The following is a 22,325-nucleotide window of genomic DNA, read 5'->3' as shown; positions in this document are numbered from 1 at the left end:
CAATGTGATTACAGAGCGATCGTTACCGTTTCGCCGTCAACAGTAAGAAGAAGCGTGTTGCCTTCAACCTTGTACGACACGTCAACTTGCTCACCGCTGTTCTTATTAGGAACAAGAAGCGTCAGGATGTTGTGCTCTTTGGCAGCCTTGAATTCCACTTCAACATGACGGTGAATATCTAAGTCTTTGAACTCGTACTCGTCAACGTCACCGAAGCCTTCAACGTTCTTAACAGAATGAATGTTGTCTGAAGCTTCGTTGATAAAGTTCACGTCTAAGTGCGCGATATCACCACGGATAGCGAATGATTTCTCAGCTACTTCGTTAGCGAAAGTCGTGTGCATTAGCCAAGTCATGTCTTTCTCTTCAGAAAGAGTCGCCTTGTCTTGCATCACGAACACTTTACCTTTCACGAACCAGATTTTACGTTTGTACTCTTCTAGTTCAGGAACAAAGAACTTGTATGAAGATGTTGCATCACCTTCAACCATTTTCACATCAGATTCTGTGTCGTAGTCAGAGATGTTACCGCCAGCTTCGATACAGTAGCTATCTTGGTGACCTTCGAATTTGGTGTTCTTGTTTTCGCCGTACTGACCTTTACCACCGAATAGCGGTAGGTTTTTAGAGAACGTGTGACGACGCCACTTCGTGTGCATATCTACACCGAAACCACCGTAGTAACCAGTGACTGATGCTAGCGTTTCACCGAATGCGTGCAATGTGAACGCATTTTGGTCAGCGTGCGAATGGCTGATAGAGCCAAACGGGCTACACTTGAAGACCATATGAATGTGCTCATCACGTTCAGTCATCTTGTTGTGGAACGCTGCCCAACCAGTGATTGGGAAGACTTTTAGCAGCGGATCGTTTGACGGTGCTTTCTCTTCTGGTGCATCCCAAAGGATGTTAAAGCGAAGATCGTCGTAACCAAAATCCCACCAACCGAAGTTGTAGAATTTAGTGTGCGCTTCAGTATCACGACCTTTAAGTTGGTTGTAGTACCAAACATACTCAGGCTTTTGGTTAACACCCGCGTAGTGTTTGATATTGTAAGCCAGTTTTAGACCCGGGAAATCACCGATAGAAGATTGGTCACAGAAGCTCGCGCGCTTAGAGTGAACAGGCATACAGTAAAGAGGGAAATCACCAGTGTTTTCGTAGAATGTTTTATTGAACATGTCTACACCAGTGTAAGCTTTAAGCAGATCGAACGCTTCGCCTAGGAATGCAGTTTGTGTATTCCAGTAATCAGGACCTTCAGCCCAACCACCATCTACACCGCCCCATGGTGGGTAATGTACTGCGTAATACTCTAGTGCGTACGCAATGTACTCACCCGCTTTCGGGTGATCGTGATAAAGCGCGATACACGTTGGGATAATTGCAGAAGAAATTGAACGTACACCATGACTGTTTAGTGGGTTGTTCAATAGATCAACCGTTACTTTCAGGTGGTGCATGATTTCGTCTAGACGAACAACAAGCGCTTCACGTACGATCGAGCGCTCTTCTTCAGTAAAATCAGCGTGTAGCCAATCATAACCCCAAGCCATCGCTGCGATTACGCGGAATGCTGCTTCATCGTTGTAACCACGAGACGTTACGCCATCTGGATCGTAGGTCGCTAGTTGTAGCGTCCAAGCTTTCGCTTTAGCGATAAGTTCTTTGTCTTCTTTTACGATACCCGCGATAGCCAGGTTACGTGTAGCGTTAAGTGCCATTTGGCAATCAACGTACATTTGACGCCAGTAAGGACGCCAAAGTGACGCTTTACCAACGGTTTCTTCAGGGTAAGCTTGTGGCTCATCGAACGGTGCCGTTTCTAAGAACTTAGCCGTTGATTTGTTGAAGAAGTCATCGAACATGCAATGAGATTCATCTGCCTGAACTTTTGTACGGAATTCTACTAGATCTTTACCTTGAACAAGAAGACGTGGACGTGCTTCAGAAAGGTTGTCTAAGAAAGAAAGATCGAAGTCTCTTTTTTGAACTTCAATAGGTAGCAGGTCAACTAAGTTACCCGCTGATGTATCATTTTCGAGCTTCATCTTTCTGATAGCATCAAGCGCTTTGTCGTTGCTCATACGAACTCTCTATATAAGTCGGTTAAACGGATTAAACTCACCAATTGAGCCTATTGTAATACAATAAGATTAGAAGTTCACGATTTTGAGGGTAACTTTTATCTTTTTGTGATCTGCCTCTCGAATGATCATAAGTACATTCAAGTAGCTCCGTCGAATTCGAATACTTACTACTTTAATAGTGTTATTGAGGGTCGGTTCAATTAAGTCACTTTTTACACTTCACAGACTCGCATGAAGCATATTCACATTGAATTAAGAAAATTAAATATAATTGAAGAGCTTAACTTAATAAAAAAGAAGGGATATGTGGGTGACTCTGATTATTCCTGCTGCCAACAAAAATAAAGGTCCCCCATGATGGACGACCTCCTAGTGTTCGTTTTTCGATGCTTAATTCGCTGTTTTATAGTGATATTCAAAAACAGATTCGCTGTTATCATTGGTCTTACTATTAATTTGATGCCCTGCGACCATCGATTTATCACCAGATGTTTTAAGCTGCATATCAAGCACACTCATCTCAGTATTATTGGTTTGAGTGAGAACATGTGAAGATACTACTGACTTATCGCCAGCCGTAGAAAGGTGAAAATCCATCTCGTCATTAGCCACTGCTGATGTCGTAAGAAGTAGTAAACCAATATGTACGATTGCTGATTTTTTCATTATAAGTCTCATTCTAATTCTGTTGATGTAAGGGCTGTTGTCTTCGCCCCCACTAAACAATTGGTTGTCATTAAAAAGCCGCTTTATAAATACGCTGAACGGTTATAAGTGCCCTTCAATCTATGGAATAAATAGTAACAACCTGAATGAAAGTTAATGTCTACTGGTGTAAATCAATGCAAAAGTACTCCATTACAAAGCAAATAGCTCTGTAAATCCTTACGTTTATTGGACAACATCTTTGTCCATTTTCCTTACTGAGTTTCAGTTGCCCAGATTGGTGCAAGTAAACTGCACGCGCCCCTTTTTGGTGCGTAAATTAATTCAACGCCTTCGTTTATCGCTATATCCGTATAATTATTACTGGCTTAAAAATTGCTTATCTCATTAAAAATGAGTTGAAAATCATAATCAAAAGGACTTGATATGAACCTAACCGATAGGGAAAAACGATGGTTGCCATGGTTTGGTAAAACCGGAAAGATCGCGATGCAACGTGCATGGCGACTTAACCGTTCAAGGCGAGATGATTTAGCTCAGGCATTTGATAGCATCGCCAACACACGCGTTAACTTACTCAAAACTTGGGCACAAAACCAGTGGGGTTTCATCAACGACGCTGCTTTGTATTTAGAGAGTAAATCAGAGAACTCACGGCAGGATACACTAGCCCGATTACTTAAGCGTGGGACTGATTTTTCTGAACTCTTTATAACGAATGTCAACGGTGAAATTATTCATTCTTCATACGTTAAACAAATCGGTCACTCTGTTTCTTGCCATAAAGCGCATAAGAACGGCCTCAAAGAGGCTTATTTACACGGGCCTTATCTAGATAAAACCACGCTACAGATTGGCCCTTCAAGCTCAACATTTCATGATGAAGTGACTTTAATGTTTTATTTACCACTGACAGAAAACAGTATCATCACCGGGTGTTTATGCGGGCGTGTGCCAAATGATGTTATTGGCGACATCATTCAAAGAGAAGCTGGCCATATATACAATGAGTCTGGTGATAACTATTTATTCATGGTCAATGCCTATCATGACACTTCAATTAAACCCGGTGTCGCCCTATCTCGCTCACGCTTTGAAGATAATTCGTTTTCTCATGGAGACAACCTTAAGCAAGGTATAGAAACACAATGGGGAACCGTTCGTATTAAAGCGCATACTGAGTTTGAAATCATGTTTACGGATCCTGCGACGAATGAACTGCACCCTGGCGTTAGAGAAACGATTAGAAATGGCAGTAATCTATTTATTGATTATCCGGGTTATTCTGATTATCGCCATATTCCGGTAATTGGAAAGGGCGTTACCTTTTCGCTTCCAGGCTCACCTGACCGCTGGGGCATGATGTGTGAATCTGACCTAGAAGAAGTTTATCGCCATCGTTCATTACGCTATTCATTAACCCAAAAATACCTCAGCTGCTTATTATTATCGACGGGTTTACCTTTTGCGCTTACTTTAGGTTTTAACCTCTCTCTCCCCTTACAACTGCTCGCATTTGGCGTGACTGCGATACTTAGCAGCATACTATTCCATCAATTTGGAGCTAGCCCTATAGCTCAAGGGCTAAAAGAAATGACTCAAGTCATGCACGTTCTCGCAGAGGGTAATGGAAACCTTACTCAACGATTAAATGCGAAAGATTTTAAGCCAGATGAAAGTGGTGATTTAGGTCGCTGGACCAACAGCTTTATCGACAACCTTGAAGGCACGGTTACCGAATTACTCTTTGCCACAGAAGAAGTAAAACAAGTCTCTGAATCCATGTTTAGACGAAGCCAAACCCTTTCCAGTACCAGTCAAGAAACATCTATCGCCATTGAAGCAATGCTCACGCTCTCGCAACATCAAACAGACCAAATAGAAGGTGCAAGTGATTCAGCACAAGACATTGATACCTCCATGCAACAAGCGGTTGAGAGCGCAGAATCTGAATACCATCAAGCGTTAGAAAATGCAGCTTCAATTAAGTCTATTGTTAAAACATCGGCAAGTAGTGTAAATGATGTTAACCATGAGATGGCGAAAATCAATGATATTGCCTCTATGATTACGGCGATTACTGATCAAACTAACTTATTAGCACTAAATGCAGCCATTGAAGCAGCAAGAGCAGGTGAACATGGTAGAGGATTTTCAGTCGTAGCCGACGAAGTAAGAATCCTGGCAGATCGGACATCGCAAGCCGCTAATCACATAGGGGATATAATGAAGGAGCTTCATCAACGTTCAGCTACCGCCGTCACTCATATGGAGCAAGGGCTAATCAATGTTGAACAGTCGACAATTACGGTTGATTATGCGAAACGCAGTGAAGGCTTGCATCAATCGGTTTCAGGCCTATTCACAACAATCAATCAATTGGCTGAAAATAGCCAAAAACACCGAGAAACGGCTGATGGCGCAAAATATACGACAGAACAACTGGTCGTTGCCTCACAGCAATTATCTCGCCGTAACACGTTACTTAAAAATAGCTTACAACGTCTAGACCAGTTAACAAACCGCTTTGAGCTGCAATAAGAAACTATGCCACTGAGTTTAAAAAAGGCTTACCTTTGGTAAGCCTTTTCAAAATCAAATCGCTCTTTATTTGTCTTTAAGAGCATCAAGCGGTAACCAATTCACTGCTACCCCTGACTGAGTAAACATGTCTTGGCTCACTTTAATTTTATCACCCCAACGAGATAGAAAGTCTTCTGTTTGTTCTGGGCAATGTACCGTTGATATACCGGTTTGAATAATTTTTGCCGCGCAATTAGGACACGGAAAATGCGTAACCCAAATATCACAGTCAGCCAGATCACGCTTAGCAAACAAAATTGCATTTTCTTCAGCATGAAGCGTTTTAAGCAACTTCATTTCGCGATCATCGATATCAGCGCTATCAGAGATACCATGTGGGTAACCATTAAAACCGACAGATACAATACGGTTACCTTTGGTGATTACCGCACCAACCTGCGTGGATGGATCTTTACTCCAAGAACCGACCAATTCGGCCATTTGGAAAAAGCGCACAGCCCATTTTGAAATCATGTTCTTTACCTTTTCTTATTGATAATGACTATTTTGCAGAACTTCATTACATTGCTCAAGCATGATTACAAAAGATTATGTAATGATGTAGCAACAAAAGTTACCGCCACGCTAATATGCGTACTTCATTACCTTCTTCTGGTTTCTCTGGAATGTTTAATGACAGTAATAGCGATACACCAGCCATTGCTGCGCCAACCAAAAATACAGTTGCAGGAGAAGACAGCCATAGCAAGCCAAACGTCACTGGAATCACAACTGCAGCGATATGGTTAATGGTAAATGACACCCCTGCTGTTGAAGCCATGTCTGCAGGATCTGCAATTTTTTGTAAGTATGTTTTCATTGCTAACGCTAAGGCAAAGAACAGGTGATCGATAACATACAGTGCCGCTGCATATTCAGCTTGCTCAACAAAAGCATAGCCAACAAATACACCGACTAAACCAATGTACTCAAATGTTAGTGCTTTTCGTTCACCAACGCGACCGATAAAGCGGCCAATTTTTTTGGCAAAAAGCCAATTGAATAGATAGTTAATTAAAAACAGTAACGTGATATCAGCCGCTGAATAACCAAACTTTTCGACCATTAAAAAACCCGCGAAGACAACAAATATTTGTCGGCGGGCACCGCTCATAAATGTAAGCGCGTAATATAGCCAATAACGCTTTCTTAAAACTAACTTCTTTGTTTGAACGGTTTCACTTTTAAACTGCGGAAAAGCCAAGGCAATAAACACCAAAAGCACAAACGCGGCAGCGCCTGTAATCAAATATACCCATTTAAACGCGAGATTAAGCTGCTCTAACAATACCCACATAACCCCATAGGTACAAAGTGACGCTAATGCACCAACAGAGATTAGCTTACCCAGTATTTCAGGGGCTTCATCTTTATTTAGCCACTGTAAAGATAGCGATTGTTTCAGCGTTTCAAAGTAATGGAACCCTGTCGACATCAATAATGTCGTCATTAACAGGCCCGAAACAGAAGGAAAAAAGCCTGTTATCGCAACACCAAGAGTCAACATTGCCAGCGACAACAACATGAATCGTTGTTCGTGTATAAACAACAAAACAAACACCGCAGTAAAAGCAAGAAACCCCGGAATTTCTCTCACACTTTGTAGTAAGCCTATATCGGCTCCTGTAAAGGCAGCCTCTTCTATTACAAAGTTATTCAACAATGCCTGCCAACTCGAAAAAGCTATCGGTACGATTATCGATATAATAATGAGAAAGTTTTGTGGCGTACGCCACTCATCAGACCTTAACTTGCTGAGCATGGGGAAACCCTAAAGAGAATAAGTACCCATACTCTAACGGATATTTACAAAATACTTAACATTGAAATGATTAAATAATCAAGTTCATGTTCTTACCACAATGAACGGTATTGACGGTGACAAGCACGACACGTTGACTCTGCTTGCTTTAGTCCACGCTGAGCTAATACTGGATCTTGATTTTCCGTTGCCTCGTTCAGTAACACAAACCCTTGTGCCATATCATCTAGCATGCGGTCAAACTGACTTTTATCCTGCCAAACTTTTTCTTTCGACTTACTACCTTTACTGCTTCCTTCAGGGAACAAATGTACTAAATTCGTTGCATTTTTTTCTAAGTTACCAGCTATCTCTGATGTAAGAGACCAATCAACATTACCCGCTTTAAGCTCACGACTTATTTGCTTGGATCCTTGTTCAATGGCACGAAACGCTGCTTGTCGCTCTGCAATTGCAGTATCCGTTGAAACTGGATCCGCAGAAGCCGCCGTAATTTTTGCACCGCAAGCTATAACTAAAGTCATTACTGTCAAGAATCTTACATTTCGCATTTCTATGTCCTCTATGTAGTTATGTCACCCTCACAAGGTGACGAAACTAATTTACATCGCAACTGTTGCAATTGCAATAGTTGCGATGTAAGTTAGTCCCGCATTAAAAGTGAATACAAGCAACGAGGCATAAACAACATGAAAATCTGGGATCTTCCAACACGCCTATATCACTGGCTACAAGCTATATTATTTATCGGATTAACATTTTCTGGGTTCACTGGTAATGGGCCGCATGAGCTCTTAGGACTTGGCTTATTTTGCTTAATTGCCTGGCGTATTGGCTGGGGACTCATCGGTAGCGATACAAGTCGATTCAAACAATTCATTTATTCGCCACAAGCCGTTGTTAAGTATTTTAAAGGTCGCCACCCGGCAACAGTTGGTCATAACCCAGCAGGTGGCTGGATGGTAGTTTTAATGCTCACGGGACTGCTTATACAGTGCCTAACAGGGTTAATGCTCGCTGGTTTCTTTGACTCCTTGCCTATTCTGAGCACTGTTTTAACTGATAACGCATTTATGATTGCTGGCACTTTTCATGGCCTACTTGCCCGCTTGATGCCTGTACTGATATTGCTTCATCTCGCAGCCATCATCCTATACAAGCTAAAGAAAAAGCCCTTAGTCTGGGCAATGATTTCCGGGAAGCAGAAACTCACGCTAGCTCAGCAGCTTTCATTTGCGTCAAACCGTAAAGCATTGATGCTGTTTGTTGCCTCACTATCAGTTACAATGACAATAGTTGCCTACTCTTAAATCATTTCAAACAGGCTAAACCACAATGAGTGAAAAATTTGAGCGTCAGTCCAGCTTCGGATGGATGATAAATGTTGTCGCTAACCGCACAGCAAAGCAGTTAGATACCGAATTAAAAAAGCACGGATTAACCATCGCCCTGTGGCCAACCATGATGTGCTTGTGGGAAGAAGAAGGTGTGACTCAAACCGAGATCTCCCAGAAATCTAAAGTAGAAAACTCTACGACCACCCGTACCCTAGATAAACTTGAAAAGATGGGACTAGTAGAGCGTCAGGACGACCCTAACAGTCGCCGTTCTTTTCGGATTTACTTAACCGATGCAGGTCGATCACTTAAAGATGAGCTGTTACCGATACCTACAGCGATAAATAAAGAAATGCTTAGTTTGCTTGATGCCAATGAACAAAAAGAAATGATACGCCTACTACAAAAAATGATGGCGGCAATGTAACTGTTCATACCCATGCCGATAACGACGTTCTTTATCGGCATAGCTTCCCTACCGTTAACCGCTCTCTTTTTGATAACTTATACTATGCTTTCGCTGTAATTCTAACCTTAAAGGTTTCATTATGGTAAAGGCACTCATCGTTCTTACTAGCCACTCCGCAATGGGAAGTACAGGAACACAAACAGGTTTTTGGCTTTCAGAGCTCACGCATCCTTACTACGCACTGGTTGATCGCGGGATCTCTGTCGATATAGTTTCAATCATGGGCGGTGAAGCCCCAGTTGATCCTAAAAGCTGGGACGAGGAAGACGTTAGCAACGCTCGCTTTCTTGCTACACCAGAACTTGTCGAGCAGTTAAAAAACAGCGCTTTGCTTTCAGATACGACCCCTTTGGATTACCAAGCCATTATATTCGCAGGTGGCCACGGCACCATGTGGGACTTCCCTGACAATGAACATGTTCAACGTGCAGCGATCAGTATTTATCAGAAAAATGGTATCGTTGCCGCTATTTGTCATGGTCCTGCCGCTTTAGTAAACATGCGCCATTCCAATGGCGATCACCTTATAGCCAATAAAAAAGTCACTGGGTTTACCAATCAAGAAGAAGAAGCCATAGGCTTAACGGGCGTTGTCCCGTTTTTATTGGAAGACCAACTAAAAGCGGCAAATGCGCAATTTATTGCGGCCGAAGCATGGTCTAAAAATGTGGTGGTTGACGGTAACTTAGTAACCGGACAAAACCCACAATCCGCTTCAGGCGTAGGTGATGCCGTTGCTGAATTACTGTTAGAATAGTCGCCACAACAATAAACCCAAGTGACTAACACATAGGAAGAACAATGGAATTTTTACACACAATGGTACGTGTGCACGATCTGGATGCATCACTCGACTTTTACTGCAACAAGCTAGGATTAGTTGAAACGAGCCGTAAAGAGAGCGAAAAAGGACGTTTTACCTTAGTGTTCCTTGCCGCTTCTGGTGATGAGGCGCACGCACGCACGAACAGTGCACCATTAATTGAATTAACCTATAACTGGGATACTGAAGAATATACTGGTGGACGTAACTTTGGTCACCTCGCCTTCCGCGTTGATAACATTTACGACCTATGTGCCCATCTGCAAGCAAGCGGTGTCACTATCAACCGTCCACCACGCGACGGACATATGGCCTTTGTTCGCTCTCCTGATGGTATTTCTATTGAACTATTACAAAGAGGTGAAGCTCTTGCACCCGCTGAACCTTGGGTTTCAATGGAAAACACAGGCAAGTGGTAGTCACTAGCTTTAGTTAATAACAAAAACGTCAACGATGGTAGGCTGATAAATTATGGGTGCTGGTTATTCAATTAATTACAAACTTTATTGTAATGTTAACCATGACCTATTTAACCTAAGAAGGGTTTTCTAGCTCAGTAGATTCCTCTGTCCCCCTAGGTGCCACTAGACTAACATCAAAAAAAGAAGTGCCAGAAACTCTGGCACTAAGCTTTAAAATTTAAGGCGCATGATACTTATCTTCTACCCTGATGTAGTCAATAACGATTTGACCATCAACTATATTCGATGTTGAATTACCGATAATAAGAGCATCAAAGTATCCTTCTTTTGAAGCTATATTCTTGTCTATGATCTCACCATTTAGCCACATTCTGGCAGCTTTGAGGTATGGATCAAAAGCAATTCTGACAACATTGAACTCCGATGACAAATCTGCTGGATATTCGATAGAAGCACCGTTATTGCTATCCAACCCAATTCCGTTAGCTCCAATGAAAAAGCGCTCATCAAAAGTTTCGCTTCTAGGGATTAATTGCCAAACCGACGGGCGAGTACCTTCATCAGTAACTTGTACCCTAAATTCGATAGTCCACCCATTCGTTTCTGATGGCATTGCATTATGTTGAAGCCACCTTTGTGACGCGCTTGACGTATTCGTCATTTCTAGGAGGCCACCACTTAGTAACTTAGAAATTTCGTTGGCTCCGTCATTTTCGAACCCAAGGTCTGTTAATAACTTATCTCCTTCGATTTCCAAGAAACTAAAATTTTCAGAGGCTAAGTTATCCCTATCAAAATCATCTTCTAACGAAGGCATTGACTCCCAAAGCGATTCATTGATTTTAAATGTTGTGATAGCGGCACCATGATCGGCTGGATGAAAAACAGGATGCGAGTCATCAAGAAGACAACCAGCATCGACAGCTGTTAATTGGTCGCCCTTCGCAAAGATCATATCGATTCTAGCTTGTCCCGGGTTTGCTTTAAAAACAGGAGTCCAAGTTTTACAAGGAACCTCTTTAGCTGAAGGGTGAACATATCTCAATGTATCAACATATTGATAGTTTTCGAAAGCTAGCGTTGTAGGCCAGTTTACTTGCCCTCGATTGTAATAATTTGTCTCTTCAGTGAAGTCTAAGTGCGAGGCAGTATTAAGGTCTCCAGCAATAATTACAGGACGTAAATTATCATCACTTAACGTTGAGATGGTGTCCAAAAAGCCAGTCATCGTATTTGCTCTGGGCATATCCATTTCAATTAAATCATCGTTAGAATATGCCGGATTCGCAGAAATGTTTGCACCATCATTACTTGATGTAAGCCAAACAGCATAAGTATCCAACTGCTTATTATCAGGAAGAGAAAGCCTAGCACCACAGATATTGAAGTTACAATCTCCCAATGACCTTATTATTGGATAACGGCTAAGAATTGAAAGGTTTCCGTTTTCTGAGTCGGTTAACATATGGAAACCTAACTTATCCGCTAGCTCTTTTTGGTATCCGTATGATTCGACCATTAGTAATAAATCTGTATTAGATTCTATTATTTGTTCATATAGATATTCAGGCCCCATTAAAGGGTCAGCGTCAGCTGCTGCGTGCCAAATATTATAAGTCATAACATTTAATTTATCAGGTAGGCCTAAGTCACGCTTTTCGGTAGTAGTGAAGTTCCAAACAGGTCCCTTAGTACTTGTACTACCGTCAAAAGTATCGACGCGCCAGAAATACTGTGTACTAGGCTGTAAAAGTCCTATGTTGTAATTTTTTTCTAGCGTTTTCCACTCAATGAATGCGTTATCCATATCTCTACTTTCAGAAACTGATACTGTATATTCAACTTCATTATTGCGAAATTCACTCCCAAGCTTCCAAGACAGCGTTGTATTATCAAACTCAACATTTTCAATCGTATGTGAAGGCGTCGGAGAGCCAGGGGCTAACGTTACTTTACGAGCACCAGAAAATTCTCCGTAGAGAGTATTAATGTACCCCTGTTTAAGCACGCCTCTGTATACTTTGATATTATCCAGTTGCATATTTGCAGATGCTACTTGTTCGTGGTTACCAGTTAGTGATGCCCCAAAAGATAATTGATTCGAAGCTGAGTTGATCGCGTCGCCACTTGCTGCAAGTACACCGTCTAAATAAATCTTAGTAAACTCTCTGTCGCCAGTTAAGACTACGTGAACCCACTTATCCTCCCTAATAACATCAGTTGTTAGAATCTTTTGTGGCTCATCATCACCTTCAGTAGAGGAGCCATGCCATTTTCGCCATAACTCAAATTCACCATTAGGGTTTAAAGTTAAAAAAGGCTCCCTAGAACGACCGTTAAAGTGACCACCATCCAAAATATTCGCATACTCTCCGGTTTGAGACTTATCTAACTTAATCCAAAACGAAACAGTTCGTTGCTCAACTAAGTTAAGGTTATCAATACGTACTTGCTCCATCTCAGAAAGCTCAATAACTTCGCCTTGGTCTGTGGACAATAAGTTACTTTGACTGTAACTTATTTTTGCAGGGTATTTACTTCCCGTATTAGTCGGGTTTATTTTTTCACCAAACTCTTTATTTTGAAAATCTACAGCAACTAACAAAGTCGCATCGCTGACATCTTCTAAAGCGTACTCGCTATCATAGATGGGGCGATCAGAATCCTTTATATAGTGATACTCGGTATTACATGCAGAAAGGCTTAATGCGATTGCAGTGCAAACAATGGTTTTTTTTATCATCTCTAATTACTACTTCTTAGTTGGTATAGTCCAGAAAAGAGTAAAATAGAAAGGTTAATTTTTTCATCAATTTAGGTTAAAAAAACATTTAGTATTAATGACAGGTAAGGATATGTGCCAAGCATCTAAGATTTCAAAGTACATTTTTATATGAATTAACCAAGTTAGGGTGCGTATTCTGAATATTGATAGAATTAAAAATATATAAGGGGAACTGACTGTTTTAATTTCTAGTCAGTCCAAAAAAAAATTCCACCCTACAACGATGGCAGCTTATATCATTTCCAGACAATGCTATAGCGCGGTACCGTTCGCATCAATAGCAATCAAGACTTCGCCATCTGGATTATCTGTCGCTTCATCAGCAATCCAGTCGGCCATACATACTCGGTCTTCAACACATGGATCAGTTAAAGACTCAAGAAAAGCCACGATTGCGAGCACTTCGTTGTCGTTCAACTGGATGTTTGGTAACTCCGACGTATCATTACGCTGCTCTTGGCCAAGCTTATTCAGTGCAAGTATCGTGTTATTATGGGCATTAGGATAAAGACTTGTACAACTACTCACATTTTCGAATTGCGGTAAATCACACCATGCTTGCTCAGTAAAGTAGTCATCAATACTTCTTCTCGGATTAATATAATGCCTTACCACATCGGCCAAAGATAAGTACGCACCGGTATGCCCGTATGGAGCTGTCGCCGCTATATTTAATAAGCTCGGCGTTCTAAAGCGATAACGGTCATCGCTATCACCGCTTACATGTTCACGCCCAAAATCATCATCGCTGTAATCGCCATCGCCTTTCCCTGGGCCTATTTGTGGAAAACCTACAGTATGGTGCAGCTCATCAGAAAACTTGCTGCCACTATGACACCCTGAACAACCCGCACCATCATCTTGGGCGGTGGTGAAAAATAGAAGCGCCCCTCGTTTCTGTTGCTCGGTTAATGCAGTTTCATCTCCATCAATATAGTTCTGCCATGGGGAATCAATAAACAACATTGAGCGCTCATATTCTGCTAGTGCGCGAGCAATGTTGCCATAAGTAATGAGTGTGCTGGCATCATCACTAGAATCAAATGCAGTCTGAAAGTCAGCTAGCCACTGATTTAAACTCAACTCCCCAGTGCCGACACCATAATCATCTAGCCGTGCCGCTAAGTGATCGCGTATTGCGTTATGCTCACTACCATCTTCAAACACCTCCCCTTTCATTTCTTCAACTGATGTCACAGGGAATCGGCTTTGTGCTTCTGCAAGATTTGCCCCAGCACTACTGTCTACCACGCCAAAACCACTGTCCGGTGTGCTTATTTGGTTTCCTTCACCATTATTACCAAGGGTTTCACCAATAATTTCAACCCGAGAATCCCAAAACATCCCTTTATCCCATAGGCCAGTATTAAATACAGTTGGGCTATGACGACCAATAACTGGCACGCCAGTGGCGTTTTCACGCCCTAGCCCCAAAAGGGTTGGATCATCGGCTTCAATTCCAATTGGTAGACTTAGATTATCAGCCCCACCCAACATGGGGTGATGGCAACTTGCACAGGCAGAATCAAACTGCCCCCCTAAACTTTTGCTGAAAAATAATTTTTTGCCCAATTGAGGCAATGGGTCACTAATCACAGGTAGGCTTCGGCTTTCTAACAGGCTTATATCAAGTTGGTTATCGGTAATTAGAGTTCTTAGCTGGCCATCTATATCGTTCTGGGTGATATCTGTACCTTCTCCTTCTGTATCAGAATCACTGCCACAACCATAGAGTACGGTGGTAGTAAACAGAATGAAGGCACATCGTTTGGCTTCTTTGAATGCATCATTACACAACAGCATTAATTCTCTCCGCGACTGACTCAATAAGAAAGCTATAACTGAATCATGCAAATTCTGTGCACGAAATTGGGAATAAGTGTGCAATTGCGTAGAGCCATACCCGACTCCTAAATTGCAATTTTTTACTTATGCCATTTTCAAAATACAAACGAAATTACAAAAAAGCCATTGTAACAATTGCATCTTTTATATATTTATCAACCACTTAAAAACACTCTCACAAGTGGTAACTTCCTTGCATATAAGATCTCAGACATCAAGGAGGCAAAATGAATACATTACATTATGTCGGTATTGCCATTGGTACATTGGGGCTGTTTGGCTGTCAGCTCAACCAATCGCAATATACAAACCATAGCTTTAACGATCCAATCAATGTTCACGATTACCAGCTCCCCATCTACCCAGACGGGGTGAAAGTGATCGCCAGCTATCGACAAAACCGTAACCAGGAAACGTGGTACTGGACTGAATTAGAAAACAAGACCTTACAAAAAGGCGAGAATATGATCGTACAGGTCATTGGCGCTACGCCACTTAAGCAACCACCAACCATGTTCGCATTTTCTGTGCCCGCAGATAACGGTGAGCACCAATATAATGCCGTAGGCCCTTACCAACGCTGGATAAAAGTAATGCCTAACGGTGATGCCTGCCTATACGCACAGCAACATACTCGCAAGGATAAACACTGGCTATCCGTGTTTGTTCATTATTGCACGCCCGACAACAAGCCCAGCACAATGGCTTGGCTAAATGAATTCAAACCCAGCTTTTATTTAGAGGATATTTAAAATGAGAAACTCTCATGCTGTCACATGGATGAAGTGGCTTCTAGCCTGTATTCTCATCTTCACAATCATCAGCCTCGCAACAATCAAAGTCACAATTGAAACACAAATTTGGTTGACGGCTTCAGCGTTTATCGTTGTAGCAGTAAGTATGCTGATGAAAGATAAAAAGTTCTTCCAGTTGGCAATGCTGTTTACAGGAGCCCTCATTTCCATTCGCTATATCTGGTGGCGATACACAGAAACACTTCCTTGGGAAAGCAACCTTGATATTCCTTTTGCTATCGCACTACTGGTCACCGAAATATATGGCATCACTATTTATTTACTTGGTATGTTTGTTAACGTTCAACAGCGTGAACGCAAAGTAGTACCCATTGACAACACCAAACCTCTTCCAACCATTGATGTCTTTATTCCCACCTATAACGAAGCTGTAAAAGTTGTTAGCCCAACCTTAGCGGCCGCCATGCAAATGAAATACCCAGGGCATGTCAATGTGTGGTTACTCGATGATGGCGGCACAGCAGATAAGCTTAATCACCCAGATATTCAACTTGCCGAGAATGCCCGAACTCGTACCAACGAGTTGAAAACCTTGTGCCATAAACTAGGGGCGAAATACATTTCTCGTGCTGATAATTCACAAGCAAAAGCGGGAAACATCAACAATGCGCTTAAATATAGTGATGGCGAACTTATTTTAATTTTGGATGCCGATCACGTCCCGACTCAAGATTTCCTACTCAATACCGTTGGGATGTTACAGCAGCAGCCAAATCTTGGCTTCGTGCAAACACCGCACTTTTTTGCCACACCAAACCCTATTGAACGTAACCTTGGTATTCAAGACAAAGTACCCGCTGAGAACGAAATGTTCTACAACCGTATTCTTAAAGGTATGGATTTTTGGAATGCCAGTTTCTTTTGTGGATCTGCCGCCGTTATCCGCCGCTGTGCACTAGAAGACGTTGGTGGCATTTCGACAAAAACGATCACCGAAGATGCCGATACCGCACTCAACATGCATGCTAAAGGCTGGGACAGTGCTTACTTGAATATTGCGATGATCGCCGGTTTATCACCTGATACCTTTGGCAATTATGTCACGCAGCGTTCACGCTGGGCACAAGGAATGATCCAGATTTTCATGCTTAATAACCCGTTGATTAAACGTGGTTTAAGCTTTCCGCAAAGGCTTTGCTATCTAAATTCAACACTTTTTTGGTTCTTCCCAATTTTCCGAACTATCTACTTAATCGCACCACTTTGCTATTTGCTCTTCGACCTCCAAATATTCGTCGGTAACGGCAGTGATTTCCTTGCCTTTGCCGTCCCCCACCTTTTGGTCAGTATCGCGATTAGCCAATACCTCTTTGGTAAAACACGTAACGCGCTATTTTCAGAGTTTTATGAAACGATTTTGTCGCTCTACTTACTATTGCCAGCCCTATCGGCAATCATCAGCCCACGTAAACCTAGCTTCAAAGTGACTCCGAAAGGAGAAACAACTAAGCAGACACACTTCTCACCCTTGGCGCCCATTTTATTTAGCCTGCTATTTGTTATCACAATTGCCGAAATATGGGGGATTTACCGCGTATTTAATTACCCCGTCGAGCAAGGTCAGCTAAGCGTGGTTTTAATCTTTAACACCCTAAACCTTGTACTTTGTTTAGCGTGCCTTGGTGCTACAGCGGAAAGAAGACAACGCCGAGCAGAACCGCGTACGCAGTGTCAATCACCCGCTTACCTAACTGCGAATAATATGAGTACTAGCGCCGTAATTAATGACGCCTCGGTTAATGGTGCCCGTATTACCGTACAGTCACTCGAAACACCACTAGCAGAAAATGATGTAATTAACCTAACCTGTTACGTCCAGCGATCAGAGAGATTAGGAGAAAGCAAAGCGCGTTTCAAACCCTATACCTTTGCGATGAAAGTGCATCATAGTCAGCGTCTTGCTTCAGGGCAGATGATCAGTTGCGAGTTGGTCAATAACAATATCCAGTCAACGAAAGTATTAACGTCACTGGTATTTTCAAACAGCAACCTCTGGTCAAAACGACGCGCTTTTGAGGAGCAACAAGAAAAAGGCGTTCTTAATGCATTTTTCAGCTTCTTTAAACTGGCCTTATCAAGCTGTGCATTGATTAGCTCAACAGCACAACAATCAAAGCCTGCAGTAGTAAAAGAGCACACTCATCGTTCAACACAGGATGTACGCTAATGAAACGGTTTATCATGATGTTAATTCTGCTGGTTTTCTCCGGGATCAGCCATGCGGAAATCACCAAAGTACCTCTAAGTTACATTCTGCCAAATGGAGAGGATGCTAAATTACGTGGGCAATGGGACAAAATTAGCTTTCCATTGACGGTGCTGGAAAACCAACAAGCTAAAGATGTAAAGGTAACGTTAAGCCTTGCCCATTCAGGCAATATTGATACGGCAAGCCTTTGGCTTCACCTTGGTGAAAAGCCTTTAGCGAATATCCAGTTGCAACCAAGAACAGGATCTCAACAAATTGTAGCGACGCTTACCCCGGAGTTACTTCAGCGTTATGGCAACACCATGACACTATCAGTGCGCCACCAGCTACCACCGTCGCTAAGCCTAAACCAACAACGTATCGAGGCGTCTGAAGCGGTCACCCAATTGCTAACTGAACAGTCATTCTTTGAAATTGATTACCAATTTACGGCAAAACAACCATCTTTAAGTGGTTTAACGGCCTTAATACGTAGCGGCCAACTTCATCAAGAGAAAATTGTTCTCAATAATTACCTTGGTGAAAATACCGATACTGCGCTTTCAGTGGCAGGGTTACTTGTTCAAGGGTGGACACTACGTAGTGGTACCGATGCTTACCAGTTTCATCTTCACCAAGCGCAAGCTAACGTTCAAGATGTAACACTTAACGGCAAAGTGCACCTCGTTTACGGGTTACCAGAGGCCTTGGTACAGTCAGACATTTTACCAGGTAATCTAACAGCAGCAATTAACGGCCCCTACCTTGGTTTTCACTTCACACCACAAACCCAGCAGTGGATCTTGGTTGTATCCGGACGTAGTAGTAAGGAGTTAATACAGGCAGCACAGTATTTTGCAAACGCAAATAACCACCTACCCAATCAAACTTATGCCTTAATCAATAACCATCAGGAAGCAGAGCAAACAGTATTAGCCAGTAACCAACAATATGCGGTAGAAACGCTAACGCCACAGCAACAGTTTGGCGATACCCCGTTTGTTATCCCATTTACACTGCCAGCAAATACGCTGGTCAATAAAGATGACACAGCCCATATCAACCTAATGCTAAGCCACCCGAAAGTTGCCCCTGGCGAAGCCGCAATGGTATTACGGGTTAACGGCGAATACGCCAACAGTATGCCTTTACGTTCAAGCTATTGGCGTGATTCGCAGCACTACCGCTTATCCTTCCCGATGGAAAAACTCCATGCAGGACAAAATACCATCAGTGTTGAGCTGTATGGACCTGAGCAATTCGGCGAATTTGAGCAAGGTCAGTCCTATCAGCCCTTTATTGCAGAACTTGCTTCAGGTTCAACCCTAAACCTAGGGGCATGGGTAAATTATTACTCGATAAATGAAAAACAGCTGCATGCCGATCAACTGCTATTCGCGGCAACAGACAACGGTGCAAATACCCAGCTAAGCCTCAATTTTGAAGGGCCAAGCGAACTGACGGCAGTGTGGCAGTTATTAAGCCATATCAGCCTACAAGCACGGTATCCAATGGATCAGCTGCTGATCACAACGTCAACGACAACAAAGCGCCCAGTGCAATTGGTGTTTAATGTCGGCAATACCATCACTCCACGTTCAACGCATACGCCAAATACCGATGGTACGATCGATCAACTTCGCGATCACTTACTTGGCTATATGGTTGAGCCTGCACCATTAGTCGCTAATCAGATTACAGCACCACGAAGCCAATATGCATCAACATGGCAACCCGCTTCAGGTAGCCAAAACCTTGCCCGACTATCAACGAACGCGGTCGGCTGGCGTCAAGTTGAATTCAGCGCAATAAACGAGGAAGGTCTTAATAGCGATATGGCCATTTACTTGTCAGATCGCGCGACTCACGCGCAGGGAGATATCTCAATTGCCGTACCAAACCATGAGAGTGATATCCAACTAGCTCGTGCTGGCTTTATCACTCACCCTTATTCACTTCCTGCTATTTTATTCGCCTTACTATTTCCACTTATTATCCTTGCACAGCGTGGTTTGGAGGCCAGACAATGAAATGGCTCCCCATAATGGTCATGACCTTGCCACTTTTAAGCCACTCTTCAGTGCAAGCAAAAGTCCATGGCTGCAACATTCAGGATGACCAGTCACTGTGGTCGTTCTATAAAACACAATTTGTCCTGCCGGAAGGGCGAGTAATAGATACAGGCAGCGACAGTATTAGTCATAGTGAAAGCCAAGGCTATGGCATGCTAATGGCAGCTTACTTTAATGATCATGCCTCATTTAAAACGCTATGGAATTGGACAAAGCAGACTTTGCAACGCAGTGAGGACGGTTTATTTTCATGGAAATGGCAGCCTCAGCAACCTCATATTCCTGATCGTAACAATGCTAGCGATGGTGATATTTTCATCGCTTGGGCATTATTAAAAGCTCAGAAATTGTGGCCTGAGCAGCAATACGGCAAAGAGGCCAAACACATTATCGACTCGCTATCGAATAGCCATATCGTTCAGCTTGATGGTGAATATGCCATACTGCCAGCCCAATACGGGTTCAAAAAGGCGGATTCAACTATTGTAAATCCTTCTTACTGGGTTTACCCCGCCTTCAATGATTTTGCTCGATATAATGACAACTGGGCTCGACTGGCTAAAAGTGGCATTAACATACTCGATAAAAATCAGTTTGGTCCCTACAAGCTACCTTCAGACTGGTTAGAGTTCAAAAATGACACTTGGCAGCCTGCACAACAGTTCCCAGCCCAATTCAGTTATTCGAGTTATCGTATCCCGCTGTATTTGATCTGGGGAGGCTATAACAGTGCCATTAACGATCACTACCAAAGCTGGCTTAACCAAAGTAACCGAGCTTGGGTTAACGTTAGCAACAATCAAATGGCTAACTATTCAGCTCCTAGTGGCGCAAATGCTATCGCAACATTAGTGCAGCTTAGCCAAGAGAAATATAAGCATCGTAGTGCCTTACCTCACCCCAAACCAAGCGATGACTACTACTCTGCCAGCTTAATAATCTTTTCACATATTGCTTTTCATGAGAGGTATTGCCAATGAAACCGTTATATCTTGCACTCCTTGTATCAAGCCCGATTTTTGCTAATAACCTAGCCTACAATCAAGCGCATGTGCAATTGCTCGATCGCCAAGTATCGGTTGAGGTAAATACGCCTAACAACGCTTATTATGACGAAACACCAATTTGGAAAATTCTTGAGATCAAGGGGTGGAAAGCGGCTCAAGAAGCGGCAAAAAACCAGAAAATATCCGATACGTTAAACGATGAAATTCATTATCAATCAACACTTAATACGCTAGATCAAGCCGTGCAGAAAAAACAGCGTGCCTCTGCAAATGCATTACTTACTGCAAATACCGAGTGGATGAACTGCCAGAGGATCCAGTGGATGTGGCTTGATTTACAGCATGAAGTTAGCTCAGGTTATGGTCCAAAATCCAAAGCTAAATTCAATACTATTTTGCAGAATTGCCCTGAGTTTAGTTTGAGCACAACACAGAAATTATTGGGCTGGACACGACCATCCGCAGGCACCGACATTCTCGCCCGGTATAAAAGAAGTACTGGGTTTGATAGCGCTGAATATAATAAATTGTCCTACCAAGTACAGCTGTCTCAGCTAAGCAGCCAGCGGGCAAGTAGCCCAACCGCCAAAGCCGCAAGCAAACGCGTTCAGCAAGTGCAAGACCCCAAAGGGGCTGAACTACTGGGCTGGCAATATTTAAAAGCCAAAAACTACGAACAAGCATATTCTTGGTTTGATCAGTCAATTGGCTGGACTTCCACCCCAAGCCAAAAGCAGATAGAAGGTAAATTATTAAGCCTTCAAGGGCTAAATAAAACTGCCGAATATAATCGCTTTAAGTCATTATGGTCAGCGCGCTATCCTGGCTTAAAAAAGCTCAATACAAGTTCTGATTCTCCTCAGCTTGCAAAAGCCTGTGAAACTCAACCGCAGCTCTGTTTGAAGCTTTTACAGGAGCAACAAAACCTGACACCTGAACAGCACGCTTTAGCTGGTTGGCAATGGTATAAACTAGACCGCCCTCTTACGGCCAAGCGTTCATTCGAGGAAGCCCTTGATGGCATGCCTTCTGATCACAAGCAATTTGAATCGACCCAGTATGGTTATACGCTGGCATTGAACAAAGCAGGCTTCGAGCAACAAGCCGAATATTTAGCACATAAATTGTCGGATCCAACACAAAAAAGCCTCTACGCCAAACAGCGAGAATCAAAAGCGATTTTGAATGCTTATGAAAAGCAAGACTACCAATATGTCATCGCTCGAAGTGAGCAATTCGAAAGTCGCTTTGGCAAAGATATAGGCCTAATGGAAATCAAAGGTTGGGCTTATTACAACAACAAGCAAAACACGCAAGCGGTAGACACCTTCCAGCAACTGGTCGATGCTTATCCACATGATGAAAAGTACAACGATGCCCTAAAGACTGCGCAGTGCGCGCAAAAGAAAAGCTACAAGCTCTGTTTATAAATAATGGCGGTTAACAAAAACAAAAGAGCCT

17 protein-coding genes are annotated in these 22,325 nt (G+C 42.6%); 10 read left to right on the top strand and 7 right to left on the bottom strand.

Annotation, left to right across the window (positions count from 1 at the left end; translation table 11 throughout):
* Nucleotides 1-8 precede the first annotated feature (8 nt).
* Both L4D78_RS09245 and L4D78_RS09240 read right to left on the bottom strand, forming a co-directional pair.
* Complete coding sequence (locus L4D78_RS09245; protein WP_428466644.1) at nucleotides 9-2,087, bottom strand: DUF4962 domain-containing protein; 2,079 nt, start codon at nucleotides 2,085-2,087, stop codon at nucleotides 9-11.
* 393 nt (nucleotides 2,088-2,480) lie between these two features.
* Entirely contained in the window at nucleotides 2,481-2,756 is a 276-nt protein-coding gene (locus L4D78_RS09240) for a hypothetical protein (RefSeq protein WP_428466643.1), read from the bottom strand.
* Between the two features lie 426 nt (nucleotides 2,757-3,182).
* Here L4D78_RS09240 and L4D78_RS09235 point away from each other — a divergent pair, with 426 nt between their 5' ends.
* Entirely contained in the window at nucleotides 3,183-5,297 is a 2,115-nt protein-coding gene (locus tag L4D78_RS09235) for a methyl-accepting chemotaxis protein (protein ID WP_428466642.1), read from the top strand.
* Between the two features lie 66 nt (nucleotides 5,298-5,363).
* Here the strand turns inward: L4D78_RS09235 and L4D78_RS09230 are convergent, their stop codons facing one another.
* From L4D78_RS09230 to L4D78_RS09220, 3 genes are all read right to left on the bottom strand, one after another.
* Entirely contained in the window at nucleotides 5,364-5,813 is a 450-nt protein-coding gene (locus L4D78_RS09230) for a dCMP deaminase family protein (protein ID WP_428466641.1), read from the bottom strand.
* A 100-nt stretch (nucleotides 5,814-5,913) separates the two neighbouring features.
* Nucleotides 5,914-7,101 carry an MFS transporter gene (locus L4D78_RS09225; protein ID WP_428466640.1) on the bottom strand — a complete coding sequence of 396 codons (1,188 nt, stop codon included), beginning with the start codon at nucleotides 7,099-7,101 and terminating at the stop codon, nucleotides 5,914-5,916.
* Nucleotides 7,102-7,193: 92 nt separating this feature from the next.
* Entirely contained in the window at nucleotides 7,194-7,652 is a 459-nt protein-coding gene (locus L4D78_RS09220) for a cytochrome c (protein ID WP_428466639.1), read from the bottom strand.
* Between the two features lie 138 nt (nucleotides 7,653-7,790).
* On the opposite strand from L4D78_RS09220, the gene L4D78_RS09215 reads away from it, so the two are divergent.
* The 4 genes from L4D78_RS09215 (at nucleotide 7,791) to L4D78_RS09200 (ending at nucleotide 10,149) form a co-directional block, all read left to right on the top strand.
* Nucleotides 7,791-8,411, top strand: a complete 621-nt coding sequence (locus L4D78_RS09215; protein WP_428466638.1) for a cytochrome b/b6 domain-containing protein — start codon at nucleotides 7,791-7,793, stop codon at nucleotides 8,409-8,411.
* A gap of 25 nt (nucleotides 8,412-8,436) precedes the next feature.
* Complete coding sequence (locus L4D78_RS09210; RefSeq protein WP_428466637.1) at nucleotides 8,437-8,865, top strand: MarR family winged helix-turn-helix transcriptional regulator; 429 nt, start codon at nucleotides 8,437-8,439, stop codon at nucleotides 8,863-8,865.
* Nucleotides 8,866-8,986: 121 nt separating this feature from the next.
* On the top strand, nucleotides 8,987-9,664 hold the full coding sequence (locus tag L4D78_RS09205; RefSeq protein WP_428466636.1) for a type 1 glutamine amidotransferase domain-containing protein: 678 nt from the start codon (nucleotides 8,987-8,989) through the stop codon (nucleotides 9,662-9,664).
* 44 nt (nucleotides 9,665-9,708) lie between these two features.
* Entirely contained in the window at nucleotides 9,709-10,149 is a 441-nt protein-coding gene (locus tag L4D78_RS09200) for a VOC family protein (RefSeq protein WP_428466635.1), read from the top strand.
* A 220-nt stretch (nucleotides 10,150-10,369) separates the two neighbouring features.
* On the opposite strand, the gene L4D78_RS09195 is transcribed toward L4D78_RS09200, so the two are convergent.
* Together L4D78_RS09195 and L4D78_RS09190 are read right to left on the bottom strand one after the other, a co-directional pair.
* Nucleotides 10,370-12,895, bottom strand: coding sequence for a LamG-like jellyroll fold domain-containing protein (locus L4D78_RS09195; protein WP_428466634.1), 2,526 nt, complete (start codon nucleotides 12,893-12,895; stop codon nucleotides 10,370-10,372).
* A gap of 294 nt (nucleotides 12,896-13,189) precedes the next feature.
* On the bottom strand, nucleotides 13,190-14,740 hold the full coding sequence (locus L4D78_RS09190; RefSeq protein ID WP_428466633.1) for a cytochrome-c peroxidase: 1,551 nt from the start codon (nucleotides 14,738-14,740) through the stop codon (nucleotides 13,190-13,192).
* Between the two features lie 269 nt (nucleotides 14,741-15,009).
* On the opposite strand from L4D78_RS09190, the gene L4D78_RS09185 reads away from it, so the two are divergent.
* From L4D78_RS09185 to L4D78_RS09165, 5 genes are read left to right on the top strand one after another with little or no spacing between them, the layout of a single operon-like run.
* The gene (locus L4D78_RS09185; RefSeq protein ID WP_428466632.1) at nucleotides 15,010-15,534 is read left to right on the top strand and encodes a hypothetical protein; all 525 of its coding nucleotides are present in this window, start codon (nucleotides 15,010-15,012) and stop codon (nucleotides 15,532-15,534) included.
* Between the two features lies 1 nt (nucleotide 15,535).
* Nucleotides 15,536-17,764, top strand: a complete 2,229-nt coding sequence (bcsA, locus tag L4D78_RS09180; RefSeq protein WP_428466631.1) for a UDP-forming cellulose synthase catalytic subunit — start codon at nucleotides 15,536-15,538, stop codon at nucleotides 17,762-17,764.
* Nucleotides 17,764-19,815, top strand: coding sequence for a cellulose biosynthesis cyclic di-GMP-binding regulatory protein BcsB (locus L4D78_RS09175; protein WP_428466630.1), 2,052 nt, complete (start codon nucleotides 17,764-17,766; stop codon nucleotides 19,813-19,815). Before bcsA ends, L4D78_RS09175 begins: the two co-directional genes overlap by 1 nt.
* Nucleotides 19,812-20,837: a family 8 glycosyl hydrolase gene (locus L4D78_RS09170; protein ID WP_428466629.1), complete on the top strand. Its 1,026-nt coding sequence runs from the start codon at nucleotides 19,812-19,814 to the stop codon at nucleotides 20,835-20,837. The genes L4D78_RS09175 and L4D78_RS09170 overlap by 4 nt, the downstream gene beginning before the upstream one ends.
* Nucleotides 20,834-22,294 carry a tetratricopeptide repeat protein gene (locus tag L4D78_RS09165; RefSeq protein WP_428466628.1) on the top strand — a complete coding sequence of 487 codons (1,461 nt, stop codon included), beginning with the start codon at nucleotides 20,834-20,836 and terminating at the stop codon, nucleotides 22,292-22,294. The genes L4D78_RS09170 and L4D78_RS09165 overlap by 4 nt, the downstream gene beginning before the upstream one ends.
* Nucleotides 22,295-22,325: the final 31 nt, after the last annotated feature.

The sequence above is a fragment of the Photobacterium minamisatsumaniensis genome, assembly GCF_050336695.1.
In the GTDB taxonomy this organism is placed as follows: Bacteria; Pseudomonadota; Gammaproteobacteria; order Enterobacterales; family Vibrionaceae; genus Photobacterium; species Photobacterium minamisatsumaniensis.
This window is presented reverse-complemented; position numbering and strand designations above follow the sequence as displayed.